This window comes from Haemophilus sp. THUN1691 (assembly GCF_059704425.1).
On record NZ_AP046578.1, the window covers coordinates 252,353 to 274,974 of the forward strand.

Below are 22,622 nucleotides of genomic sequence, written 5' to 3' on the forward strand. Positions count from 1 at the left end.
GACAATTTTGAAAATGTGAGCGAGATCACATTTTCAGAAATAAAAACTGAAGCAAACGGTTAACTAGTAAAATAAGAAAGATCTAAATTTAGATAAGTGAAAAAAGATTTTGACTGGCAGAATAATGAAGCTCCGCCAGTTTTAATTTGATTGGTGAATTTTAAATGTTACGGCTTGAATAACACATTTTCTTAACAAAAGGGATTATCTCTTGTAATGCTTGTTGAATAGAAATTAGCCCAAGATTCATTTGAGTCTCTTTTCCTGCGGGTGGACAAAATGCAAGATACTTATCGACATCATTAATCGGTTTCCAGCGTCTCGGCTGAGAAGAACGGCTATTTGGATAAAATCCGATAGTCGGAATATTAAACGCACTACTCAAATGCAATGGCCCAGTAGATCCCGCAATAAATAAATCCGCACAAGCTAAAGAATGAGCAAAATCCACTAAACCTTTATTCTTATCGTAAATGACTACACGTGAATCATCCACCAAATTTGCCAATTCATGGGCTTTTTCACTTTCGCCAGGCCCTGCTGTCAGCACAACATTGCAATCAAACTCAGCCAATAAGCCTTTAATTAAATCTGCATATTGCGCTAAAGAAAGATTCGTTGCTGAGCCACCAGAACCACTATGCACAAAGATCCATTTTTTATTTGCGAAAAGCCCTAAATGCTCTTGCAAGAAAATTCGTTGATTTTCCACCGCACTTTTCTCAAAGGTTAAATAAGGCGGTTTAGGTTCAACAACTGGCATATTATGCTTTTGTAAAAAAGCACGAGCGAGATCTTGATTATACTCGGCTTCCGATTTTTCAGAACGAGAACGGCGTTGTGTTAAACGGTGATTATAGAGAATTTGAACCCATTTAGTCGCAGGTGCAAGGCGATATTTAATTCCGCTTTTCCAAGCGAGTTTTCCATTATGGGTATTGGAAAAGAAACTAATCATTCCATCAAACTGCTGTGCTTTGATTTCCTGCACAAGACGATTGAAATCCGTTTTATCATTTTTTTTGCTATCAATAATGACATGATCAATAAACGGACAAACTTCCGCTAGAGGCGCTGTGTAACTCGGCACAAGTGCGGTTAATTTTAAAGAAGGATTCGATAATTTCAGCATAGCAAAAGCGGGCCATGCTTGCATAAAGTCGCCTAATTTATCGTTACGAATAACTAAGATCTTTTCCATAATTTCTCCGCTAAAATAAAAAACCGCACTCGAAAGTGCGGTCGTATTTTATGTTATTTTTGTGGATTATAAAACATCAACACAATTTAAGTCTTCGAAAGATTGCTCTAAGCGTTTAGACATAGATTCTTCCATTTTACGTAGCCATACACGTGGATCGTAGTATTTTTTGTTTGGCGCATCTGGGCCTTCAGGGTTACCTAATTGACCTTGAAGATAAGCTTCATTTGCTTTATAGAAGTTCAAAATACCATTCCAAGATGCCCATTGAGTATCGGTATCAATGTTCATTTTGATTGCACCGTAGCTAATTGCTTCACGGATTTCTTCGCGGCTAGAACCAGAACCACCGTGGAAGACGAAGTTAATTGGTTTCGCAGGAAGATTACGTTCTTTGGCAACAAACTCTTGTGATGCACCTAAAATAGATGGTTTTAATTTTACGTTACCTGGTTTATACACGCCATGTACGTTACCAAATGCTGCAGCAACCGTAAAGTTAGGACTTACTGGATTTAATTGGTCGTAAACATAAAGCACGTCAGATGGTTGAGTATATAAACGAGACTCATCAACACCAGAATTATCTACGCCATCTTCTTCACCACCGGTAATACCGATTTCGATTTCAAGGGTCATCCCCATTTTATCCATACGAGCGAGGTATTCACGGCAGATTGCCATGTTTTCTTCCATTGGCTCTTCAGAAAGATCAAGCATGTGAGAAGAGAATAATGGACGACCAGTTTCTGCGAAGTGTTTTTCACCCGCTTCAAGTAAGCCATCGATCCATGGAAGTAATTTTTTCGCAGCGTGGTCAGTGTGAAGAATAACAGGAACACCGTATTCTTTCGCTAAAGTATGAACGTGTTTCGCTCCAGCAATCGCACCAAGCACATCAGGACGAGCACCACTTGCAGGTTTAACGCCTTTACCTGCATAGAACGCAGCACCACCGTTAGAAAATTGAATAATAACTGGCGCTTTTACGCGTGCAGCAGTTTCTAACACGGCATTAACTGAGTCAGAACCTACGCAGTTTACTGCTGGGATAGCAAAGTTATGCTCTTTTGCATAAGCAAAGATTTTTTGCACATCTTCACCTGTTACGACACCAGGTTTCACGATATCTAATAATTTAGCCATACTTGTGTTTCCTTTTTATGTTTAGCGGGACAAGCCCGCAATTTGAGAATTTTTTGACTTTTTATTGATGGCGATATTTTAATGTTCGCCATCGATATGTCACATAGAAAAAGTGCGGTTAGTTTTTCGCACGTTTTTCAAGAATTTCTACTGCTGGTAATACTTTGCCTTCTACGAATTCTAAGAACGCACCGCCACCCGTTGAAATGTAAGAGATCTTGTCTGCAATACCGAATAAATCGATAGCTGCTAAAGTATCACCGCCCCCTGCGATAGAGAATGCATCGCTGTTTGCAATCGCGTGAGAAATGATTTCAGTCCCTTTACGGAAGTTAGGGAACTCAAATACGCCAACAGGACCATTCCATAAAACGGTTTTTGCATTTTTGATGATCTCTGCTAATTGTGCTGCAGATTTATCACCGATATCGAAGATAGATTCGTCATCTTTTACTTCAGTCACTGATTTTTCTGTTGCAGGTGCAGTTTCAGAGAATTCAGTACCAACACGTACATCAACTGGAACTGGAATATCAGTGCTTGCTGCTAATTCTTTTGCTACAGGGATTAAATCTGCTTCATATAACGATTTACCCACATTGTGGCCCGCTGCTGCAATGAACGTATTTGCAATACCACCGCCTACGATAATTTGGTCAGCAATTTTTGAAAGAGAGTTTAATACTTCTAATTTAGTGGAAACTTTAGAACCGCCTACAATCGCGACCATCGGACGAGCAGGCTCTTTTAATGCTTTGCCTAATGCATCTAATTCTGCAGCAAGTAATGGACCTGCACAAGCAACCGGTGCAAACTCCGCTACGCCGTAAGTTGATGCTTGCGCACGGTGAGCGGTACCGAAAGCATCCATCACGAATACATCACAAAGTGCGGCATATTTTTTACCTAACTCAGGATCGTTTTTCTTCTCACCTTTGTTCACGCGAACGTTTTCTAAAACAACGATTTCACCTTCTTTAACATCCACACCGTTTAAATAGTCTTGTTCTAAACGAACGTTAAAGCCTGCGTTTTTTAAGTAATCAACAACTGGTTGTAAAGAATCTTCTGGTTTGAATTCACCTTCAGTTGGACGACCTAAGTGAGAAGTTACCATCACTTTCGCGCCTTTTTCTAAGGCTAATTTTAAAGTAGGAATGGTCGCACGAATACGCGCATCTGAGGTCACTTTGCCATCTTTTACTGGCACATTAAGATCCGCACGGATAAATACACGTTTACCGGCTAAATCTAAATCGGTCATTTTGATTACTGACATAATCTATCCTCTTGTTAAGTTAAAATTAAAATTGAAAACTTTTCGTATTATACCTACTTCGCGCTAGGTTGTAACGATTTAGATCAAAGAAATTCTTATTTGCTTTGGCAATTCATTACCTGCCATTTTTTATCATAACAAATGAATAATTCGTTTTGACTTGCACCTAAATAAGCATTTTTTAATTGTGGATTATGCTGTTTCATCCAACGAAAAAGTTCATTACGGCTTAAATGTTGATTCGGTAATTTTAATGAGCTAAATAAATCCTGCTCCTTATCAAAATATTGCTGGGCAGAATCAAACGCACAGCTACCATGTTTTTCCCATTCACCTTGCAATAATTGTTCACCTGGTGAAATAGCCAAATATTGTGCTAATAAATCTTTTGGCAAGGCTGGTAAATCGCCCTTGCAAAAACGTGGATGATCCGTTACTGAAAGTGCATTTGCATTTTGAGGCCATAGTCCATGAACGACCCAACCTAAAGTGCGGTTACTTCCACATTGATATTGAGAGGAGGAAGGCAACTGATTACCATATTTTTCACGCTGAATATCACAAAATCCAGGCGACCAAGATAATGCCAACATATAATAATCGACAGGCGCCTTTGCATTTTGCCCGATAGGATCATTACGCATAATCACATCATAATTGGCAAAAACATTCGGATTTTTCACCGCACTTTTTTCAAGATCCGTCCGCTTTGTCTCAAATTTAGGCTCAAATGCTTTTGTTTGCTTAGTTTGTTCAATTACGGGAGAAGGTGATTGATTTTTAGTTTTGGTTGAATCGGTAAAATACTGCCAAATTGCTAATACAACGAGGACAATAAGCGAAAGGGTGGAAGTGAATTTTTTCATAAATTTTGTTTAGTTTTTGTCAATCAAGTTTTTGTCGGCTATAATTCGCCGCTTTCAACTTTCTATTAAGGATCACAATGGCATTACTCATCACTAGCAAATGTACCAACTGCGATATGTGCTTACCAGAATGCCCAAACGAAGCCATTTCCATTGGCGATGAGATTTATGTGATCGATCCTGTACTTTGCACGGAATGTGTCGGCCATTACGACACGCCAACCTGCCAAAAAGTTTGCCCAATCACAAACTGTATTAAGCCCGATCCTGAACATCAAGAAACCGAAGAACAGCTTTGGGAACGCTTTGTGATGATTCATCATTCAGATAAATTGTAATTTTTAAAGCAACTGAAATATGACTTATTATCTTCTAAAAGAGTGCGGTTAATTTTTGAGCTTATTTTTATTATCAAAAAACTGAAATTTTTTACCGCACTTTTATCTATAAAAAGAACTACATTGAGTTACTTTTCTTCACATTATCCCGCTACGGCCGGTAAATATCCCCATTGAATTAAAAATGGAATGACCATAATCACGACGCCAATCAATAACGCAAACACCAAAGCAAAATTACCGCCAGCAACACGATATGGCAATGTTGGATTTTCAATACGTGTACGCCATGCCAAGCCAATTGGTAAAATTAAGCAATAGAACGAACACAACAAACCAGCGTAACTTAATGCAGTAATAAATCCTTCAGGATAAAACAATGCAAATACAAGTGGCGGTAAAAATGCGGCAATGGTTAATACAACGCGATTATTTGGCAAATGATAGCGTTTGAATAAATCACCTAAGCCTTCAAACACTCCAAGCATTACGCCTAAGAATGAAGTAATTAAAGCGAGTGATGAGAACACGCGAACCACTTCCCCCATAAAATGAGAGCCTGTAATTTCACGTGTTGCATTCACTAATCCATTTAGCGTTGGATCAGCTTGTAAAATACGCACAAATTCACTTTGACTTAATACACCATGGGTTGCTAACTGCCAGACTAGGTAAGCGGCTAATGGAATCGCGGTACCTATCAAAATGGCATGACGGAATTTTTCTACACTTCCACCTAAGTAGCTATTTACACTCGCCATAATGACGTGGAAGCCGAAAGAGGTAAAAAATATCGGCGCAGCAGAAACTACAAAAGCGTAATCCAAAGGCAATGCCATTAAATTATCTGTTGCCACTTTTGGAAGCATCATAAACAGTACAAAAGCAAAGGCGACTAGCTTACCAATAAATAACACGCGAGTTAAACCATCCACGCCTTTCGTTCCTACAACGACAAAAGAACCTAATACAACAGTAAAAATAATAATCGCCGTTTTAAGTGACATCGCTTCCATTCCAAAAGCAGTTGGCAAGCCTGAAAGCAGAGATCCACCACCAGTAATATAAGCGGCTGAAAGCGCATAAAGTAAAATTAACAAACTCAACGTTGCTAAAATTCGTCCCGGAACCCCAAAATATTTTTCAGCAAGCGTGGCGACACCATCATCCAACTGATCCGCTGTTTGATACACTTCTACAAACAACAATCCACTGTAAACCAACAAAGCCCACAAGCCTACGAGCAATAACACGGTATAACCAAAGCCCATGCCAGCTGATGTAAGCGGCATAGCAAGCATACCTGCTCCAATGGTTGTGCCTGCAATAATCAGTGCACTCCCAAATGTTTTATTCTGTAACATAAAATTATCCTTATAGTGTTGTGTTTGAAAACTAATTTAAAGTTGACCGCACTTTTCTTTATAGTGTAAGCGGCAAACAGAAAGGTAAGAGTCATTGCCCCCAATTTGAATTTGCGCGCCTTCTTTAATGACCTCACCTTGATCATTTAGGCGCAAAACAAAATTAGCCTTTCGGCCACAATAACAAATTGTTTTTAATTCTTCGAGTTGATCCGCCCAAGCCAGTAAATATTTACTTCCTTCAAAAAGTTCCGCTTGGAAATCTGTACGCAAGCCATAACAAAGCACAGGGATTTTGAGTTTATCTACGACATCGCTCAACTGGTAAACTTGTTGCTTGCTAAGAAATTGAGCTTCATCCACCAACACACAATGCACTTTTTCTTTTTTTAAGTGCTCATTGATTTCATCAAACAAATTAGTTTCCGAGCGAAATAAAAAGGCGTCTTGCGAAATACCAATACGCGATGTGACTTTTCCCACGCCAAAACGATCATCAATCGCAGCCGTATAAACTAATGTGTTCATATCACGCTCACGATAGTTATAGGAAGATTGCAGCAATGTCGTAGACTTACCAGCATTCATGGTGGAGTAGTAGAAATAGAGTTTTGCCATTTTTTCTCCTAAATTGCCGGTAATTCCGTCATTGCCCAACGAGGCTTAACATCAATAGCCAGATCGCTATACTGACCTTGTTTTAAACGTAAAAAACCTGTGTAAGCAATCATCGCACCATTATCTGTACAAAATTGAGGTTGAGGATAAAACACTTCGCCACCTAAATTTTGCATTAAGTGCGCAAGCGTTTCTCGGAGTTTTTTATTTGCGCTCACCCCTCCCGCAATCACTAAACGTTTATAACCTGTTTCTTTCAATGCACGCTTACATTTAATGGCAAGTGTATCCACCACCGCATCTTGGAAAGCATAAGCAATATCCGATTTAGTTTGTTCTGTTAGTTCCCCCTCGTTTTTAATTGCTTGATTAATCGTATTCGCGGCAAACGTTTTTAAACCTGAAAAACTAAAATCAAGGCCTGCACGATCTGTCATTGGACGTGGAAATGTGAAACGATTTGGTGTGCCTTTTTCTGCTAAACGAGAAAGTGCCGCACCACCTGGATAATCTAGTCCAAGTAATTTTGCTGTTTTATCAAAGGCCTCACCTGCTGCATCATCAATGGATTCGCCAATCACTTCATATTTCCCTACGCCATCTACACGCACTAATTGAGTGTGACCACCCGATACCAACAGAGCAACAAAAGGAAAGTGCGGTGAATTGTCATCAAGCATTGGCGCAAGTAAATGCCCTTCCATATGATGAACACCAATAGCAGGAACATTCCACGCATAAGCTAAAGAACGTGCAATCGTAGCGCCGACAAGCAATGCGCCAACAAGCCCAGGACCACTCGTATAAGCAATACCATCAATATCGCTCGCCGTTAACTTAGCTTCTTCCAACGCAGCTTTAATGAGAGGAGCTGTTTTACGAATATGATCGCGCGATGCCAATTCAGGAACCACACCACCATAATCTGCATGCAGGGCAATTTGAGTATAAAGTTGATTAGCAATTAATCCTTTTTCTTCATCATAAATTGCCACGCCCGTTTCATCACAGGAGGTTTCAATGCCTAAGATTTTCATTGATTTTCTTAATTTATTACCTAAAATGTTGCGCGATTTTACCCTGTTTAAGCGGTTTTAACCAGTTGAAACCACAAATATTAAGGTGAATTGGCATTCTTTCCTTTACTTTTTCCCTAAAAGTAGATTAGAATTGCGTCCTTTATTAAATTTACCATTTGCACAGTGGTGCGTTGGTGAAAATAACATTTTAAATTGCAATTAAATTAAACTCATTGAGGTGATTGGCTTATGCCTGTAATTAAAGTACGTGAAAACGAATCATTTGACGTAGCTTTACGTCGTTTCAAACGCTCTTGCGAAAAAGCGGGAATCTTAGCTGAAGTACGCGCTCGCGAATTTTACGAAAAACCAACTACAATTCGTAAACGTGAAAATGCAACGCTTGCAAAACGTCACGCAAAACGCAACGCTCGCGAAAACGCGCGCAATACCCGTTTATACTAATTTATAGTATTTTCTGACTCGAGTTAAGACAAACCGTGAATCCTTCGGACTCACGGTTTTGTTACTTTAAGCACAATAAAAATCTACGCCAAAAACGACCGCACTTTCACACCACGATCACGGAGGCTCGACAATGAAAGGTTCTATTCCACGCCCCTTTATTGATGATTTGCTGACAAAGTCCGATATTGTCGATGTGATTAACGCGCGCGTAAAACTAAAAAAAGCCGGCCGCGATTATCAAGCCTGCTGCCCTTTCCATCATGAAAAAACACCATCTTTCACGGTTAGTCAAAAGAAACAGTTTTATCATTGCTTTGGTTGTGGCGCACATGGTAATGCGATTTCCTTTTTAATGGATTATGACAAGCTTGAATTTGTAGAGGCGATTGAAGAACTTGCAGCGATGGCAGGGCTTGAGGTACCTTACGAAAAACGCACTAATAACAGCGGGAAACCTCAAGCTAATTATCAAACCAAACGAAATCTCTATGAATTAATGCAAGAGATTGCCAAGTTTTATCAAAGCCAATTGCCATTAAATACACAAGCGCAAGAATATTTACAACAACGTGGGCTTTCGTCTGAAATTATTGAGCGTTTCCAAATTGGGTTTGTACCGAATGCGATGGATACGGTACTGCGTAAATTTGGTGTTAATCGTGAAGAACAACAAAAACTCATTGAGTTAGGCATGCTTTCTCGAAATGATCGGGGTAATATTTACGATAAATTCCGAAATCGCATTATGTTTCCTATTCGCGATAAACGCGGTCGTACAGTGGCTTTTGGAGGGCGGGTATTAACGGATGAAAAACCGAAATATCTGAATTCACCAGAAACCATTACTTATCATAAAGGTAACGAGCTTTATGGTTTGTACGAAGCCTTACAAGCCAACGATGAACCAAAACAATTACTTGTTGTTGAAGGTTATATGGATGTGGTCGCATTAGCACAATTTGGCGTGGATTATGCGGTGGCTTCTTTAGGTACATCCACGACATCAGAACAAATTCAACTTATTTTTCGTTCGACTGAGCAAGTTGTTTGTTGTTACGATGGTGACCGTGCAGGGCGTGATGCGGCTTGGCGGGCATTAGAAAATGCGTTGCCTTATTTAGAAGATGGCAGACAACTCAAATTTATTTTCTTGCCAGAGGGAGAAGATCCTGATACTTACATTCGCCAATATGGCAAAGAAAAATTTGAAGAATATATCGAAAGTGCACAATCTTTAAGTGAGTTTATGTTTACTCACTTAAGCCCACAAGTTGATTTTTCTAGCAAAGAAGGGCGAGGAAAATTAGTTGCTCTGGCTGCGCCGTTAATTCGCCAAATTCCAGGAGAAATGCTGCGCTTATCGCTGCGCAATATGTTGGCTCAAAAGCTAGGAATTTTTGATCAAATGCAGTTGGAAAATCTTATTCCAAAACAATTAGAACACGCCAATACACAACAAAAAGTTGCTAATAATAAGATCAAGAAGACACCAATGCGAATGGTCATTTCATTGCTTCTTCAAAATCCTGAATTAGTAAAACGTATGTCTGAAAGCGGTGTGCAAGCATTACGTGCAGAAGCTGGTTTTGAAATTCTGGAAAAATTGACCGCACTTTGTCGCCAACGAGAAGGGATTACTACAGGGCAGATTTTAGAGCACTTCCGTGATACGTCTTACAGCAATCCCCTTGAAATACTGGCAACTTGGGATCATTTATTAGACGAAACAGAAATGATCAATGCATTTTCACAAAACTATCGTCGCTTAAATATTCAAGCCATTGAGCGAGACATTGAAATGCTTATTGCTAAAGAACGATCTGAAGGGCTTACTGACGAAGAAAAAACAGTGCTCGTTCACCTTTTGTCTGGGAAAGAACAGCAGAAAAAACAGTTAGTTAATCCACAATAACAATGATAAAATTCTAAGTTCGTAACAAGAATTATATTGCTACTATCACATCAAGCAAAACGGATATAAAAATGGAAAAAAATCAACAATCTACGGCTGAACAATATTCAGAACAAATTGAACAACTGATGGAATTAGGTCGCACTCAAGGTTATTTAACCTATGCAGAAATTAATGATTTATTACCAGAAGATGTCATCGACCCTGAATATTACGATAAGTTGCTACAAACGCTACAAAATGATGCAGGGATCCCCGTCTTAGACGAAGCCCCAGAAAGCGATGAGATGATGTTGAATGACACCATTCCAGATGAAGATGCGGTAGAAGAGGCAACCCAAATTCTTTCAAATGTAGAATCTGAAATCGGTCGAACAACCGATCCTGTCCGTATGTATATGCGTGAAATGGGAACGGTTGATCTTCTTACTCGTGAAGATGAAATCAGCATTGCAAAACGTATTGAAGAAGGAATTGATGAAGTTCAAACATCCATTGCTGCCTATCCTGAAGCTTTAAATGGGTTGCTAAAAAATTATGATGATGTGGAAAAAGGAAACTTCCGTTTAGCTGACTTAATTACAGGTTTTGTCGATCCAAATGCAGAAATAGAAGAACATAATGTCATTGATGAAAACTTTTCTGAAGACGGAGAGGAATCAGAAAGTGCAGATGTTGAAGACAATGAAGATGAAGACGAAAGCGAATCAGAATCTACATCAGATTCAAGCGAATCTGATAATAGCATCGATCCAGAGGTCGCAAGAGAAAAATTCCAACAGCTAAAAGAGCAACACAGCAAAACGCTTGCTGTTATTGAAAAACATGGTCGCTCAGGAAAACGTGCCCAGGATCAAATTGCACTGCTTGGTGAAATCTTTAAACAATTCCGCTTAGTACCAAAACAATTCGATTTACTCGTTTTATCAATGAAAGAAATGATGAAACGTGTGCGCTACGAAGAACGTCAATTACAAAAAATATTAGTTGATATTGCAGGAATGCCAAAAGATGATTTTGAAAAACTCATTATGACTAATGGCAGCAATACTGAATGGGTACAAAAAGCCTTAAAATCAAGCAAACCATGGGCAAAACGCTTACCAAAATATGAAGAACGTATCCTAGAAGCATTAAGTAACTTAGCTAGCATTGAAGAAAATACGAAACTTACCATTACCCAAATGCGCGATATCTGTGATGCAGTCGCTCGAGGTGAACAAAAAGCTCGTCGTGCTAAAAAAGAAATGGTAGAAGCTAACTTACGTTTAGTAATTTCCATCGCGAAAAAATATACGAACCGCGGTTTACAATTCCTTGACTTAATTCAAGAAGGGAATATTGGTTTAATGAAAGCTGTAGATAAATTTGAGTATCGCCGTGGTTATAAATTCTCTACATATGCGACTTGGTGGATTCGCCAAGCCATTACACGCTCTATTGCGGATCAAGCTCGTACAATCCGTATTCCGGTACATATGATTGAAACAATCAATAAACTTAACCGCATTTCTCGCCAGTTATTACAAGAAATGGGACGTGAAGCAACGCCAGAAGAATTGGCTGAACGCATGGGTATGCCGGAAGATAAAATCCGTAAAGTATTGAAAATTGCAAAAGAGCCAATTTCTATGGAAACGCCTATCGGTGATGACGATGACTCACATTTAGGTGATTTTATTGAAGATTCAACCTTAGAACTTCCTTTAGATTCTGCAACAGCACAAAGCTTAAGAGTTGCTACTCACGAAGTTCTTGAAGGCCTAACACCACGAGAAGCAAAAGTATTGCGCATGCGTTTTGGTATTGATATGAATACTGACCATACGCTTGAAGAAGTGGGTAAACAATTCGATGTCACACGTGAACGCATTCGTCAAATTGAAGCAAAAGCGTTACGTAAATTACGTCATCCTAGCCGATCAGAAACATTAAGAAGTTTCCTTGACGACTAAAAGTTACAAATAAAAAGGAGCTATAGCTCCTTTTTTATTACGTTAAACTAATAATAAAAAACCCGATCTAAGACCGGGTTTTATTTTGCCTATCTGACAAATTATTCTGCAACAACGATTACATCTAATGTTGCAAATACTTCACCGTGAAGTTGGAAACGAACATCGTGGTCACCAAGAGTACGGATTGGACCGTTTGGTAAACGAACTTCACTTTTCGCAATTTTAACGCCTGCTGCAGTTACTGCTTCTGCCACATCACGAGTAGTGATTGCGCCGAATAAACGACCTTCATCACCTGCTTTAGATGCGATAGTCACAGAACCTAATGCAGTAACTTCTGCTGCACGAGCTTGAGCCGCTGCAAGATTTGCTGCTGCTGCCGCTTCTAATTCTGCACGACGTGCTTCAAAGTGTTCAATGTTAGCTTTAGTTGCCATAACTGCTTTACCTTGTGGGATTAAGAAGTTACGTGCAAAACCTGATTTAACATTTACTTGATCGCCCACTTGACCTAAGTGAACAATTTTATCTAAAAGAATTACTTGCATTACCGTGTCTCCTTAATTACTGATGATTGTCAGTGTATGGAAGTAACGCTAAATAGCGAGCGCGCTTGATTGCACGAGCTAATTGACGTTGGTACTTCGCACGAGTACCGGTAATACGGCTAGGTACAATTTTGCCGCTTTCTGAAATATAGTTCTTTAATGTAGCGATATCTTTGTAATCGATTTCAACAACATTTTCCGCTGTGAAACGGCAGAACTTACGACGACGGAAATAACGTGCCATTTGGCTGTCTCCTAATCTATAAATTCGATTTGCTCGGCATGCAATACTAACTGCGTTAAACCATTTGAGGTTTTATGTGAAGTAATAAACCCCACCACAAGAAGTTTACTGCCGACCGTAATGCTTTGAGTTTTTTCTATTAACTGATTGCCACTGACCTGAACTGGCATCTTTAACCACGCTTGGCGTGATAAACCACTTTCGACTTGTTCGGAACGATGTTCTAGCCAAAATTGGCAATGCGCAATCCCGTTAGGGCTTTTGCTTCGCTTGGGTAATTGACACACTGTGCCGATTAACGAGAAGCGATTATCAAGTTTTGAATTACTCTTCAGCATCCTCAAAATCGTTGTTTTCAACTTCAGCTAAAGGTTTACGTTCTTCTTTAGCCGCTTTCATTGGGGACGCTTCTGTTACGGCGTGCTTAGTATGGATAACAAGACTGCGTAATACAGCATCGTTATAACGGAAAGTCGTTTCTAGCTCGTCGATGACTTGTTGAGGCGCTTCTACATTCATAAGCACATAGTGTGCTTTGTGTAATTTATTAATTGGGTACGCTAATTGGCGACGACCCCAATCTTCTAGGCGATGAACTTGACCACCAGCTTCTTTTACAGAACCGGTGTAACGTTCGATCATACCTGGTACTTGCTCGCTTTGGTCCGGATGAACCATAAACACGATTTCGTAGTGACGCATTACTGCTCCTTACGGGTTAATCAGCCTTTGACGTAGATCAGCCACCAATCTGCAAAGGCAAGGAACGAAAAATTCAATGTGGCTAAGGGTTGCGGATTATACCGATTTTTTTACGTTCCGCAACCAGTTTGAGTTCTTTTTGAACAAAAAAAGAAGGCCGATATTATTATAACAATATCGGCCTATCTCAAATCTTCTGTGATTAACGACTGCGGAAAATAATACGACCTTTACTTAAATCATAAGGGGTCATTTCTACAGTCACTTTATCCCCAGTCAAAATACGGATATAGTTTTTACGCATTTTTCCAGAAATATGCGCAGTAACCACGTGACCGTTTTCCAACTCCACGCGGAACATAGTATTCGGTAAAGTCTCTAAAATTGTGCCTTGCATTTCAATGCAATCTTCTTTCGCCATTGTATCCTCTAAAAATAATCGATTTTTTATCCGCACTTTAGGCGGAAAAGTTAAGAAAAACTGACGGATTATAGCCGTTTTTAGCTTTCTACGAAAGAAAAAATAATATTGTTCATAAAAAACTCAACTTGGCATAAGTTAACAATGATTTACAAAGCCAAAACAAGCCCTATAATAACCGTACTTTTCTTATTAAATAGTACTTATGAATTCAAAAAAACACTTAGGCCATACGGCTCGTAAACGCTTTGGTCAAAACTTTTTGCATGATACTTCTGTAATTCAAGGTATCGTGGCAGCGATTTACCCACAACCTAATCAATTCTTAGTGGAAATTGGTCCGGGACTTGGTGCATTAACAGAGCCTGTTGGTGAACTTGTCGATCATCTGACTGTGGTAGAGCTTGACCGAGACCTTGCTGAACGTTTACGTCACCATCCATTTTTACATCAAAAGCTCACCGTTATTGAAACGGATGCGATGCAATTTGATTTTGGTGAGCTTTATACAAAAGAGAATTTAGCAGAAAAAGGGCAAAAATTACGTGTATTTGGTAACTTGCCTTACAACATTTCCACCCCATTGATGTTCCACTTGTTTAAGTATCATGATGTGATTCAAGATATGCACTTCATGCTGCAAAAAGAAGTGGTCAAACGCTTATGTGCTGGACCAAATAGCAAAGCTTACGGCCGCTTAACTATTATGGCGCAATATTTCTGCCAAGTGATGCCTGTACTTGAAGTGCCACCTTCTGCATTTAAACCTGCACCGAAAGTGGATTCAGCCGTTGTACGTTTAATTCCTCATAAAGAATTGCCGCACCCTGTAAAAGATTTATATTGGTTGAACCTTGTTTGCTCCCAAGCGTTCAATCAACGCCGTAAAACGCTGCGCAATGCACTCTCAACATTATTTTCACCTGAAAATCTAACCGCACTTGGTATTGATTTAAATGCACGTGCAGAAAATTTAGCTATCGCAGATTATGCACGCTTAGCGAACTGGTTAGCGGATAATCCTCCAGCTGATATTAATAAAGATGAAATCTTAGATTCAGAAGAGTAAAAAGAGCGGTCAAAAATGGCAACCTATTTCGTCGGTGATTTACAAGGCTGTTATGATGAATTACAGCTTTTATTAGAATGTGTAGATTTCACCCCTACGCAAGATAAACTTTATCTTGTGGGGGATCTTGTGGCGCGTGGGGATAAATCACTTGAATGTCTTCGTTTCGTAAAATCACTTGGTAATGCGGCGCAAACCGTACTAGGGAATCACGATTTACATTTAATTGCGACCGCACTGGGTATTAAAAAAGTAAAACCGCGTGATCGTGTCGATGCCATTTTTAATGCACCCGATTTTGATGATCTCATTTACTGGTTACGTCATCAGCCATTACTTGTACATAATGAAAAGTTAAACTTCCTGATGGCACATGCTGGTATTTCGCCTGATTGGGATTTGGAAACTGCGAAATCTTGTGCAGCTGAAGTTGAACAGATTTTACAGCACGGCGATTTTCATTATCTCATTGAAAATATGTATTCTGAACAGCCTGATCGCTGGTCGCCAGATTTACAGGGCTTAGCGCGTCATCGTTACATTATTAATGCTTTTACTCGAATGCGTTTTTGCTATTTAGATCATCGCTTTGATTTTACCTGTAAATCCCCTTTAAAAGATGCGCCAACTGAGCTCACGCCTTGGTTTAATTTAGATAATCCACTTTATAAACAAATTCCCATTGTATTTGGACATTGGGCAAGTTTAGTAGATGAGCCTACACCACAAGGTATTTATGCACTAGATACGGGATGCGTGTGGAATAATCGAATGACTATGTTGCGCTGGGAAGACAAACAGTTCTTCACACAAAGTGCGGTCAAAAATTACAGTGATTTTTAAGGAAACGCTATGCTCTCGCTTACGGCTGAATCTTGCGAACTGTTCAATATTCCTTTCTACCAATTCGCCCAAATGAAAAAATTCTGTCCGGAAGATATTCCAGCAATTAAAGCTGATTACAAATTACATTGGGATAACTGGAAAGCGATTATTCAAGAAGTCACAAAGCAACTTGGCATGCCTTTTGCAAAACCACATATTGAAAGTTGGACCAATGGTTGGCAGGTACGCGCACATTTCTTCGCTTATTTTAAATACGAGTTTAACCAAAATTCTGCAGCAATCTTTTCTGTACTATTAAATCGTCGCCGACTAAGAGTATGTTTAGATTGGCATTGCTATCGTGCTGATCGCTCACAAATTAATGTGCAACAATATAATCAGTGGCTTGATCAATTTGATTTCAAACAATTTGCTGATTTTGATATTTGGCGAGAAGATGAAAGCGAATATGATGATTTTCGCCAAGTGAAGAGCATTTCTGAAAAAGATCTTCTCTTGCGTTCAGATGAGGATTTTTGGTGTATTGGAAAAAGCATTGAAAAAGCTGAACTTCATCAAATTGATCCCGTTTCATTTATCACAAAAACTATTCAACAATTGAAACCGCTTTACGATCGCTGTCATCAATAAAGTGCGGTCAATTTCCATTAAATTTTTTCGTCTTGTTTATTTGTTATGCTATTATTACATTAGTTTAACATTTTTAACAATTTTTCTTTTTAGGAGAGCTTTATGAAAAACGTCGTGATCATTGGCGGTGGCGCTGGCGGCATTGAATTAGCGACATTTTTAGGCGACAAATTAGGTCGCAAAAAACAAGCTAAAGTGACGCTTGTGGATCGCAATGCGACCCACTTGTGGAAACCCTTATTACATGAAATTGCCACAGGTGTGATGGATGATGGTACAGATTCTCTGAGCTATCGTGCACACGGTAAAAACCACCATTTTAGCTTTGAGCAAGGCTCAATCACACGTATTAATCGTGAGCAAAAATATGTTGAACTTGCCCCCGTTTATGGGCAAGAAGGCGATATGCTCGTGGTTGCGCGCCGTATTCCTTATGATTACTTAGTGATTGCGATCGGTAGTAAATCGAACGATTTCAATACAAAAGGCGTGGCTGATAACTGTATTTTCTTAGACAGCTCTGATCAAGCACTTCGCTTCCAACAAAGAATGTTGGAATTATTCCTTAAATTCTCTGAAAACCGTGTATTAGACGATATTGGTGAAGAAGAATTTAAACAGAAATTAGTGGATGAAAGCAAAGTCAATATTGCGATTGTTGGCGGTGGTGCTACTGGTGTGGAATTAACTGCGGAGCTTTATCATGCCACGGAAGATTTATCTTCTTACGGCTATGGCAAAATTGATAACTCATGTTTACAAGTCACTCTCGTTGAAGCGGGACCTCGCTTACTGCCAGCACTACCCGAAGATTTATCCGCTGCGGTATTAGACGAGTTACAAGAAATGGGCTCGAACGTGAAATTAAATACAATGATCACCGAAGCTCAACCAAATACCCTTATCACCAGAGATGGAGAAGAAATTAAAGCAGATCTCATCGTTTGGGCCGCAGGCGTTCGCACTTCAACAGTGACACAGCAATTCGATGGATTAGAACTCAATCGAATCAATCAATTAGTGGTAAAAGACACGCTTCAAACAACCGTTGATGACAGTATTTTTGCCATTGGTGACTGTGCAGCATTAACGCAGGCAAACGGTAAATTAGTCCCGCCAAGAGCTCAAGCCGCACATCAAATGGCAAAAGCTTGTGCAAAAAATATCTTTGCACTTTTTGAGCAAAAACCATTAAAAGCATTTAAATATAACGATAAAGGCACCTTGGTTTCTCTTTCGAGCTTTACTGCATTAGGCAGTATTTCAAATAAATTTGGGAAAAATCCCCTTACCGTTCAGGGTAAATTTGCACAATTTGCCTATGTATCTTTGTATAGAATGCACCAACATGCTTTACATGGTTGCATTAAAATTGGATTGATTATTCTGGTTGATAAACTTAATCGTTATTTAAAACCAAGATTAAAATTACACTAATCTTTAAAAACAAAAGTGCGGTGAAAAATCACCGCACTTCTTATCGAAATTTAACTTCTTGTACAATACGCTTAGCTGCTGCTATTGGCAATTGCCCGATAAACGTAATTTCTTTTCCGCTACTCACTTCACTATAAATCGTATAGGCCCCTTGTTTCCAAGTATTTTCAGGTAATACATTAGAACCAGCATTAGAAACAAATAGCGTAAAAGTGAACAAACCATCGCTATATAGCGCACTATCTATCACTTCATTTTCTAATGTTTCTTGAGTATATCGAATTAAAGAAAAACCTTGTGGCAACCAACCTGCAGACCAAGTTGTATCTGAACTTTGTTCATTTTTACTTTCTTTCAACAAAGGAGGCATTGAGACTTTGTTAATATACTCCGTCAACCCTCTTAGTCTATCGTCGATATAAAGCGTCACAACTCTAAACTGATCAAGTAATTTACCTTCACTATCAAGCATATCGCCACGTAATAATAAACCATTTTCTTCATCGACAAACACTAAATACTGATATCGGAAATCATCTTTAGGGACGATACGGATCGTGTCAGCAAAACGCCCAGCCACTCGATCTTTGCCTAATTTTATAAAATCATAAGCTGAAGAAAGTTTATCAAAATCAGCACGAACAACGGCCGGCATTGCATCGACGATATTGCCACTATTAAGCGTAAATGCTTGAGTATTTGGCTGAAAATAACTGACTAAATTATCACGTTGAATAATTTCTTGTTGACGCCCATCAAGCGTCACTAATTGCGCATAAGTTTTATTATCTTTCTTAATATGACGATAGCGAAAGGAATCCATATTTGATGGAGTTGTTTGAACAAAGGCAATTTCATAATTGAGATTATCCAATGCTTGTGTCATTTTATCTAAAGACTGCTTTGCAGAAAGAGCTTCAGCAGAAGCAATGCTACTTAATAGTAAAGAAAGAGAAAGTGCGGTAAATTTTAACGCGATTTTTTTCATAAAAATAAATTTAAAGGATAAAAATTCACCACGCTAAATAACATATTAGGTGGTGAATTAACATAAACTAACTGAACTAATCGTATTATTTCTGACTATTACTGCTTACATTTAATGCATCGGCATGCATACGACGTTGTAATTCATAGTTCTGTAACATTGCACCAATACGGCGACTTTTTTGTTCAAGCTGATTTGATGTCAATGTATCTTTACTCGGCGCATTATAGCTAACCTCTTGAACCGCATTATTAAATGGCAAGGTTTGTAATACTGGTGTCTCAGGTAAATTAGAGGCATCGTTTTTATTATTGAAAGATTGAACACCAAGTACCGCCACCAAACATACACCAGCAGCAACAGCAACTTGTGTCATTGGCGCAAAGAAGGCTTTTAATTTTTGCATAAATGCAGAATTATGTGCATCTTCTGGTTCAGGTTGAGACACGGCAATGACATCGACTTTCTTCACTTCTTCAGATTCAATTAAACCTGCCATTTTAGTGGTAAAATCAGCCCCTAGAAACAAAGCACTTTCTTTACGCATCACTGCACGTACAGCATGGAATGCCTGCCAAGATTCTTGTAATTCTTTGTCTTTCAATAAAGCATCTGTCAAGCCAGCCTCGACTTGTTCGCCATCCATATAGGCTGAAAGTTGCTCTTTTTGCATAGTAAACTCCGACATTTTTATTCGCGTTGCATCAGTGGCTGAATTTTATTCTCAATAATTTCCCTTGCGCGGAAAATACGAGAACGAACAGTACCAACAGGGCAATCCATAATTTCTGCAATCTCTTCATAGCTTAAGCCTTCTAGCTCTCGCAAGGTGATTGCTGTTTTTAAATCTTCTGGCAAACTGTGAATCGTACTAAACACGATTCGTTCAAGTTCACTAGATAACATCTCATTTTCGGGTGTATCTACATCCCTCAAGTGCGTACCCACATCATAATTTTCAGCATCCTCAGCTAAAATATCTTCATTAGGTGGACGACGCCCTTGAGCCGTTAAATAATTTTTTGCCGTATTGACGGCAATTCGATAAAGCCATGTATAGAAAGCACTTTCGCCACGAAAAGATTCAATTGAGCGATAAGCCTTTATAAAGGATTCTTGCACCACATCAGGAATATCGTTACGTGATACATAGCGAGTCAAAAGCCCCGCCACTTTATTCTGATAACGAGAAACCAACAAATTGAAGGCTTTCTTATCCCCTTGCTGCACTCTTTCTACCAAAGCCTGATCTGTTAGCTGTTCAGCCATATTTCTCCTATGCCAATATCTAACACGCCTTAATATTCAAGACAGCAAGCTCTTGTTGCAATCTCAGACACAAGTGTGTGAAAAAAGTTCATACGTATCGTAATAATTTTAATTAGTTGTGATTTTTTGTACGTTTTGGATATATTCCACCATAGATTGAATTTCTGAATCTGATGATTGGTCACGATTAAAAAACCAAGAAAATAGCTGCAGATCTGTACTTGCTAATAAACGAATAAATATATCTTTTTTGTCATCTGTTAATTCATCAAAATGCTTCAAATAAAAAGGCATAATGATTTTATCCAACTCCAACATTCCTCGGCGGCAATCCCATTCAATACGGAGTTTATTATATTTTTCCATTTTTAATTCCTTAAATTTTAGGGAGCGATTATAGCCTAAAAAATAACAATAAAAAAAGGTTGGCATATTTACCAACCTTTATTTTTCAATTTCATTATTTATTCTTTAATAAATCACGAATTTCTGTGAGCAAATCTTCCGATGTAGGACCTGATTTTTTCTCTTCTGGTTTTCTCACTTTATTAAGTGCCTTAATCATCATAAAGATTGCAAAAGCAATAATAATGAAATCGATCACATTCTGAATAAACACACCGTAGTTTAAAGTAACAGCTGGAACATCGCCTTGTGCTTGAGCTAATACAAATTTCATATCTTTGAAATCAATGCCACCCGTTAAAATACCAAGCACAGGCATAAAAATATCACTAACAAGTGAACTTACGATCTTACCAAACGCACCGCCGATAATCACACCGACAGCCATATCTACAACATTACCGCGCATTGCAAATTCGCGAAATTCTTTAATAAAACTCATAATAATTTTTCCTTTAGAGATTGAATAAAAGAGCGCCTATTATAATGAGTCGCTCTTAAAAGTAAATAAATCGTTAAATGAAGAATGCACTTGGCTGGAACAATTTTTCAATTTCAGGCACATTCTTCTTATCACTCAAATAAATCACCACATGATCTCCTTCTTCAATCACAACTTGGCGTCGTGCAACAATTACATCATTACCACGCAATAAAGCACCAATAATTGTCCCCATAGGCAAACGCAAGTCACCTATTTTGCGCCCGACCACATTGGAGGTGCTTTCATCACCATGCGCTACAATTTCAATGGCTTCAGCAATACCATGTCGTAATGTAGCCACATTTTTTACATCCCCTTTACGAACATGACCAAGCAAAGCAGAAATTGTTGCTTGCTGCGGTGAAACCACAATATCAATACTTCCACCTTGAATCAGATTTATATAAGCAATTCGTTGAATCAGCACCATTGCCTTCTTGGCACCCAAACGTTTTGCCAATAAAGCGGACATAATATTCGCCTCATCATCACTACTCAATGAAAGGAACACATCGACATTTTCAATATGTTCTTCAAACAATAAATTTTGATCAGACGCATCACCATAAAAAACCAAGGTTTTTGAAAGTTTTTCAGCTAACAAATTAGCCCGTTCTTCATCACGCTCAATTAATTTTACGGTACAAATATTTTCCAAACATTTCGCTACGCCAGCGGCAACATTTCCGCCACCAACAATCATTACGCGTTTATAAGGTTTTTCTAAGCGTTGAATTTCACTCATTACTGCTTTTATGTGCTCAGTTGCACAAATAAAAGTAATTTCATCACCGGCTTCAACAATAGTAGACCCCTGCGGGCGAATCGGTTTACCGTTACGTAAAATAGACATAATACGACAATCAATATGTGGCATATGTTCACGAAATGCGGAAAGCGCATATCCAACCAAAGGACCACCATAATAAGCTCTTACCACAACCATGCTAATACGATTATTAGCAAAATAGGCAACTTGTAATGCCCCTGGATAAGCAATTAAGCGTGTAATTTCATCTGTCACAAGATTTTCAGGCGAAATCAAATGATCAATAGGTACATTCTCATCATTGAATAACTTATCTTTTTCACGCAAATATTCTGAATTACGAATACGGGCAATACGAGTTGGTGTATTAAATAATGTATAACCCATTTGGCAGGCTACCATATTGATTTCATCAGAGGCTGTTACGGCAACCATTAAATCGGCATCGGCCGCACCTGCATCTCGAAGCACTTTTGGTGATGATGGCGAGCCTTGCACAACTCGCAAATCATGCTTTTCTTGTAAGGCTTGTAACTGTGGGGACTCGTTATCAACGAGTGTGATATCGTTATCTTCACTAACCAAATTTTCGGCAAGCGTTGTTCCTACCTGACCTGCGCCCAAAATAATAATTTTCATCG

At 38.9% G+C, this 22,622-nt stretch carries 26 protein-coding genes; 8 read left to right on the plus strand and 18 right to left on the minus strand.

Translation table 11 applies throughout. The annotated features are described in order from the left end of the window. Window positions 1-160: 160 nt before the first annotated feature. The 4 genes from AC6H0J_RS01200 to AC6H0J_RS01215 all read right to left on the minus strand — a co-directional run bounded on the left by AC6H0J_RS01200 (window position 161) and on the right by AC6H0J_RS01215 (window position 4,492). Complete coding sequence (locus tag AC6H0J_RS01200) at window positions 161-1,201, minus strand: glycosyltransferase family 9 protein (RefSeq protein WP_497512718.1); 1,041 nt, start codon at window positions 1,199-1,201, stop codon at window positions 161-163. 66 nt (window positions 1,202-1,267) lie between these two features. Continuing rightward, complete coding sequence (fbaA, locus tag AC6H0J_RS01205) at window positions 1,268-2,347, minus strand: class II fructose-bisphosphate aldolase (RefSeq protein WP_005627643.1); 1,080 nt, start codon at window positions 2,345-2,347, stop codon at window positions 1,268-1,270. A gap of 118 nt (window positions 2,348-2,465) precedes the next feature. After that, complete coding sequence (pgk, locus tag AC6H0J_RS01210; RefSeq protein WP_005627642.1) at window positions 2,466-3,626, minus strand: phosphoglycerate kinase; 1,161 nt, start codon at window positions 3,624-3,626, stop codon at window positions 2,466-2,468. A gap of 95 nt (window positions 3,627-3,721) precedes the next feature. Beyond that, on the minus strand, window positions 3,722-4,492 hold the full coding sequence (locus AC6H0J_RS01215; RefSeq protein ID WP_046952802.1) for a ribonuclease T2 family protein: 771 nt from the start codon (window positions 4,490-4,492) through the stop codon (window positions 3,722-3,724). 77 nt (window positions 4,493-4,569) lie between these two features. Between AC6H0J_RS01215 and AC6H0J_RS01220 the strand changes: the two genes are divergently transcribed. Next, complete coding sequence (locus tag AC6H0J_RS01220; protein WP_005627640.1) at window positions 4,570-4,830, plus strand: YfhL family 4Fe-4S dicluster ferredoxin; 261 nt, start codon at window positions 4,570-4,572, stop codon at window positions 4,828-4,830. Between the two features lie 143 nt (window positions 4,831-4,973). On the opposite strand, the gene AC6H0J_RS01225 is transcribed toward AC6H0J_RS01220, so the two are convergent. From AC6H0J_RS01225 to tsaD, 3 genes are read right to left on the minus strand one after another with little or no spacing between them, the layout of a single operon-like run. Then, window positions 4,974-6,194, minus strand: coding sequence for an aromatic amino acid transporter (locus tag AC6H0J_RS01225; RefSeq protein WP_005627639.1), 1,221 nt, complete (start codon window positions 6,192-6,194; stop codon window positions 4,974-4,976). Window positions 6,195-6,230: 36 nt separating this feature from the next. Continuing rightward, window positions 6,231-6,812, minus strand: a complete 582-nt coding sequence (locus AC6H0J_RS01230) for a thymidine kinase (protein WP_005627636.1) — start codon at window positions 6,810-6,812, stop codon at window positions 6,231-6,233. Between the two features lie 8 nt (window positions 6,813-6,820). Further along, entirely contained in the window at window positions 6,821-7,849 is a 1,029-nt protein-coding gene (gene tsaD, locus AC6H0J_RS01235; protein WP_005627634.1) for a tRNA (adenosine(37)-N6)-threonylcarbamoyltransferase complex transferase subunit TsaD, read from the minus strand. Window positions 7,850-8,080: 231 nt separating this feature from the next. Between tsaD and rpsU the strand changes: the two genes are divergently transcribed. From rpsU to rpoD, 3 genes are all read left to right on the plus strand, one after another. After that, window positions 8,081-8,296, plus strand: a complete 216-nt coding sequence (gene rpsU, locus AC6H0J_RS01240; protein WP_005627632.1) for a 30S ribosomal protein S21 — start codon at window positions 8,081-8,083, stop codon at window positions 8,294-8,296. A gap of 133 nt (window positions 8,297-8,429) precedes the next feature. Beyond that, complete coding sequence (dnaG, locus tag AC6H0J_RS01245; RefSeq protein ID WP_005627630.1) at window positions 8,430-10,211, plus strand: DNA primase; 1,782 nt, start codon at window positions 8,430-8,432, stop codon at window positions 10,209-10,211. 71 nt (window positions 10,212-10,282) lie between these two features. Further along, complete coding sequence (rpoD, locus tag AC6H0J_RS01250) at window positions 10,283-12,166, plus strand: RNA polymerase sigma factor RpoD (protein ID WP_005627628.1); 1,884 nt, start codon at window positions 10,283-10,285, stop codon at window positions 12,164-12,166. Window positions 12,167-12,267: 101 nt separating this feature from the next. Here the strand turns inward: rpoD and rplI are convergent, their stop codons facing one another. From rplI to infA, 5 genes are all read right to left on the minus strand, one after another. Beyond that, entirely contained in the window at window positions 12,268-12,717 is a 450-nt protein-coding gene (gene rplI / locus AC6H0J_RS01255) for a 50S ribosomal protein L9 (RefSeq protein ID WP_005627626.1), read from the minus strand. 16 nt (window positions 12,718-12,733) lie between these two features. Continuing rightward, window positions 12,734-12,961: a 30S ribosomal protein S18 gene (rpsR, locus tag AC6H0J_RS01260; protein WP_005598105.1), complete on the minus strand. Its 228-nt coding sequence runs from the start codon at window positions 12,959-12,961 to the stop codon at window positions 12,734-12,736. 11 nt (window positions 12,962-12,972) lie between these two features. Continuing rightward, window positions 12,973-13,299, minus strand: a complete 327-nt coding sequence (gene priB, locus AC6H0J_RS01265; RefSeq protein ID WP_005627623.1) for a primosomal replication protein N — start codon at window positions 13,297-13,299, stop codon at window positions 12,973-12,975. Continuing rightward, the gene (gene rpsF, locus AC6H0J_RS01270; protein WP_005627620.1) at window positions 13,286-13,663 is read right to left on the minus strand and encodes a 30S ribosomal protein S6; all 378 of its coding nucleotides are present in this window, start codon (window positions 13,661-13,663) and stop codon (window positions 13,286-13,288) included. Before rpsF ends, priB begins: the two co-directional genes overlap by 14 nt. Window positions 13,664-13,865: 202 nt before the next feature. Beyond that, on the minus strand, window positions 13,866-14,084 hold the full coding sequence (gene infA / locus AC6H0J_RS01275) for a translation initiation factor IF-1 (protein WP_005627617.1): 219 nt from the start codon (window positions 14,082-14,084) through the stop codon (window positions 13,866-13,868). A 205-nt stretch (window positions 14,085-14,289) separates the two neighbouring features. Here infA and rsmA point away from each other — a divergent pair, with 205 nt between their 5' ends. The 4 genes from rsmA to AC6H0J_RS01295 all read left to right on the plus strand — a co-directional run bounded on the left by rsmA (window position 14,290) and on the right by AC6H0J_RS01295 (window position 18,066). Beyond that, entirely contained in the window at window positions 14,290-15,153 is an 864-nt protein-coding gene (gene rsmA, locus AC6H0J_RS01280) for a 16S rRNA (adenine(1518)-N(6)/adenine(1519)-N(6))-dimethyltransferase RsmA (protein ID WP_005627603.1), read from the plus strand. A 15-nt stretch (window positions 15,154-15,168) separates the two neighbouring features. Continuing rightward, window positions 15,169-15,996, plus strand: a complete 828-nt coding sequence (gene apaH, locus AC6H0J_RS01285; RefSeq protein WP_005627602.1) for a bis(5'-nucleosyl)-tetraphosphatase (symmetrical) ApaH — start codon at window positions 15,169-15,171, stop codon at window positions 15,994-15,996. 9 nt (window positions 15,997-16,005) lie between these two features. Beyond that, window positions 16,006-16,629 (plus strand): glucose-6-phosphate 1-dehydrogenase family protein, encoded by a 624-nt coding sequence (locus AC6H0J_RS01290; RefSeq protein WP_005627601.1) that lies wholly within the window; start codon window positions 16,006-16,008, stop codon window positions 16,627-16,629. A gap of 102 nt (window positions 16,630-16,731) precedes the next feature. Beyond that, a complete protein-coding gene (locus AC6H0J_RS01295; protein ID WP_005627599.1) occupies window positions 16,732-18,066 on the plus strand; it encodes an NAD(P)/FAD-dependent oxidoreductase in 1,335 nt (444 codons plus the stop codon). 40 nt (window positions 18,067-18,106) lie between these two features. Here the strand turns inward: AC6H0J_RS01295 and rseB are convergent, their stop codons facing one another. The 6 genes from rseB to trkA form a co-directional block, all read right to left on the minus strand. Next, the gene (rseB, locus tag AC6H0J_RS01300; RefSeq protein WP_005627597.1) at window positions 18,107-19,054 is read right to left on the minus strand and encodes a sigma-E factor regulatory protein RseB; all 948 of its coding nucleotides are present in this window, start codon (window positions 19,052-19,054) and stop codon (window positions 18,107-18,109) included. An 85-nt stretch (window positions 19,055-19,139) separates the two neighbouring features. After that, window positions 19,140-19,727 carry a sigma-E factor negative regulatory protein gene (locus tag AC6H0J_RS01305; RefSeq protein WP_005627596.1) on the minus strand — a complete coding sequence of 196 codons (588 nt, stop codon included), beginning with the start codon at window positions 19,725-19,727 and terminating at the stop codon, window positions 19,140-19,142. 17 nt (window positions 19,728-19,744) lie between these two features. Next, entirely contained in the window at window positions 19,745-20,323 is a 579-nt protein-coding gene (rpoE, locus tag AC6H0J_RS01310) for an RNA polymerase sigma factor RpoE (protein WP_005627595.1), read from the minus strand. 108 nt (window positions 20,324-20,431) lie between these two features. Then, window positions 20,432-20,689 carry an FAD assembly factor SdhE gene (locus AC6H0J_RS01315; protein WP_005627593.1) on the minus strand — a complete coding sequence of 86 codons (258 nt, stop codon included), beginning with the start codon at window positions 20,687-20,689 and terminating at the stop codon, window positions 20,432-20,434. Between the two features lie 94 nt (window positions 20,690-20,783). Further along, the gene (gene mscL / locus AC6H0J_RS01320) at window positions 20,784-21,170 is read right to left on the minus strand and encodes a large-conductance mechanosensitive channel protein MscL (RefSeq protein ID WP_005627591.1); all 387 of its coding nucleotides are present in this window, start codon (window positions 21,168-21,170) and stop codon (window positions 20,784-20,786) included. A 73-nt stretch (window positions 21,171-21,243) separates the two neighbouring features. Then, the gene (gene trkA, locus AC6H0J_RS01325; RefSeq protein WP_118817225.1) at window positions 21,244-22,620 is read right to left on the minus strand and encodes a Trk system potassium transporter TrkA; all 1,377 of its coding nucleotides are present in this window, start codon (window positions 22,618-22,620) and stop codon (window positions 21,244-21,246) included. Window positions 22,621-22,622 lie beyond the last annotated feature (2 nt).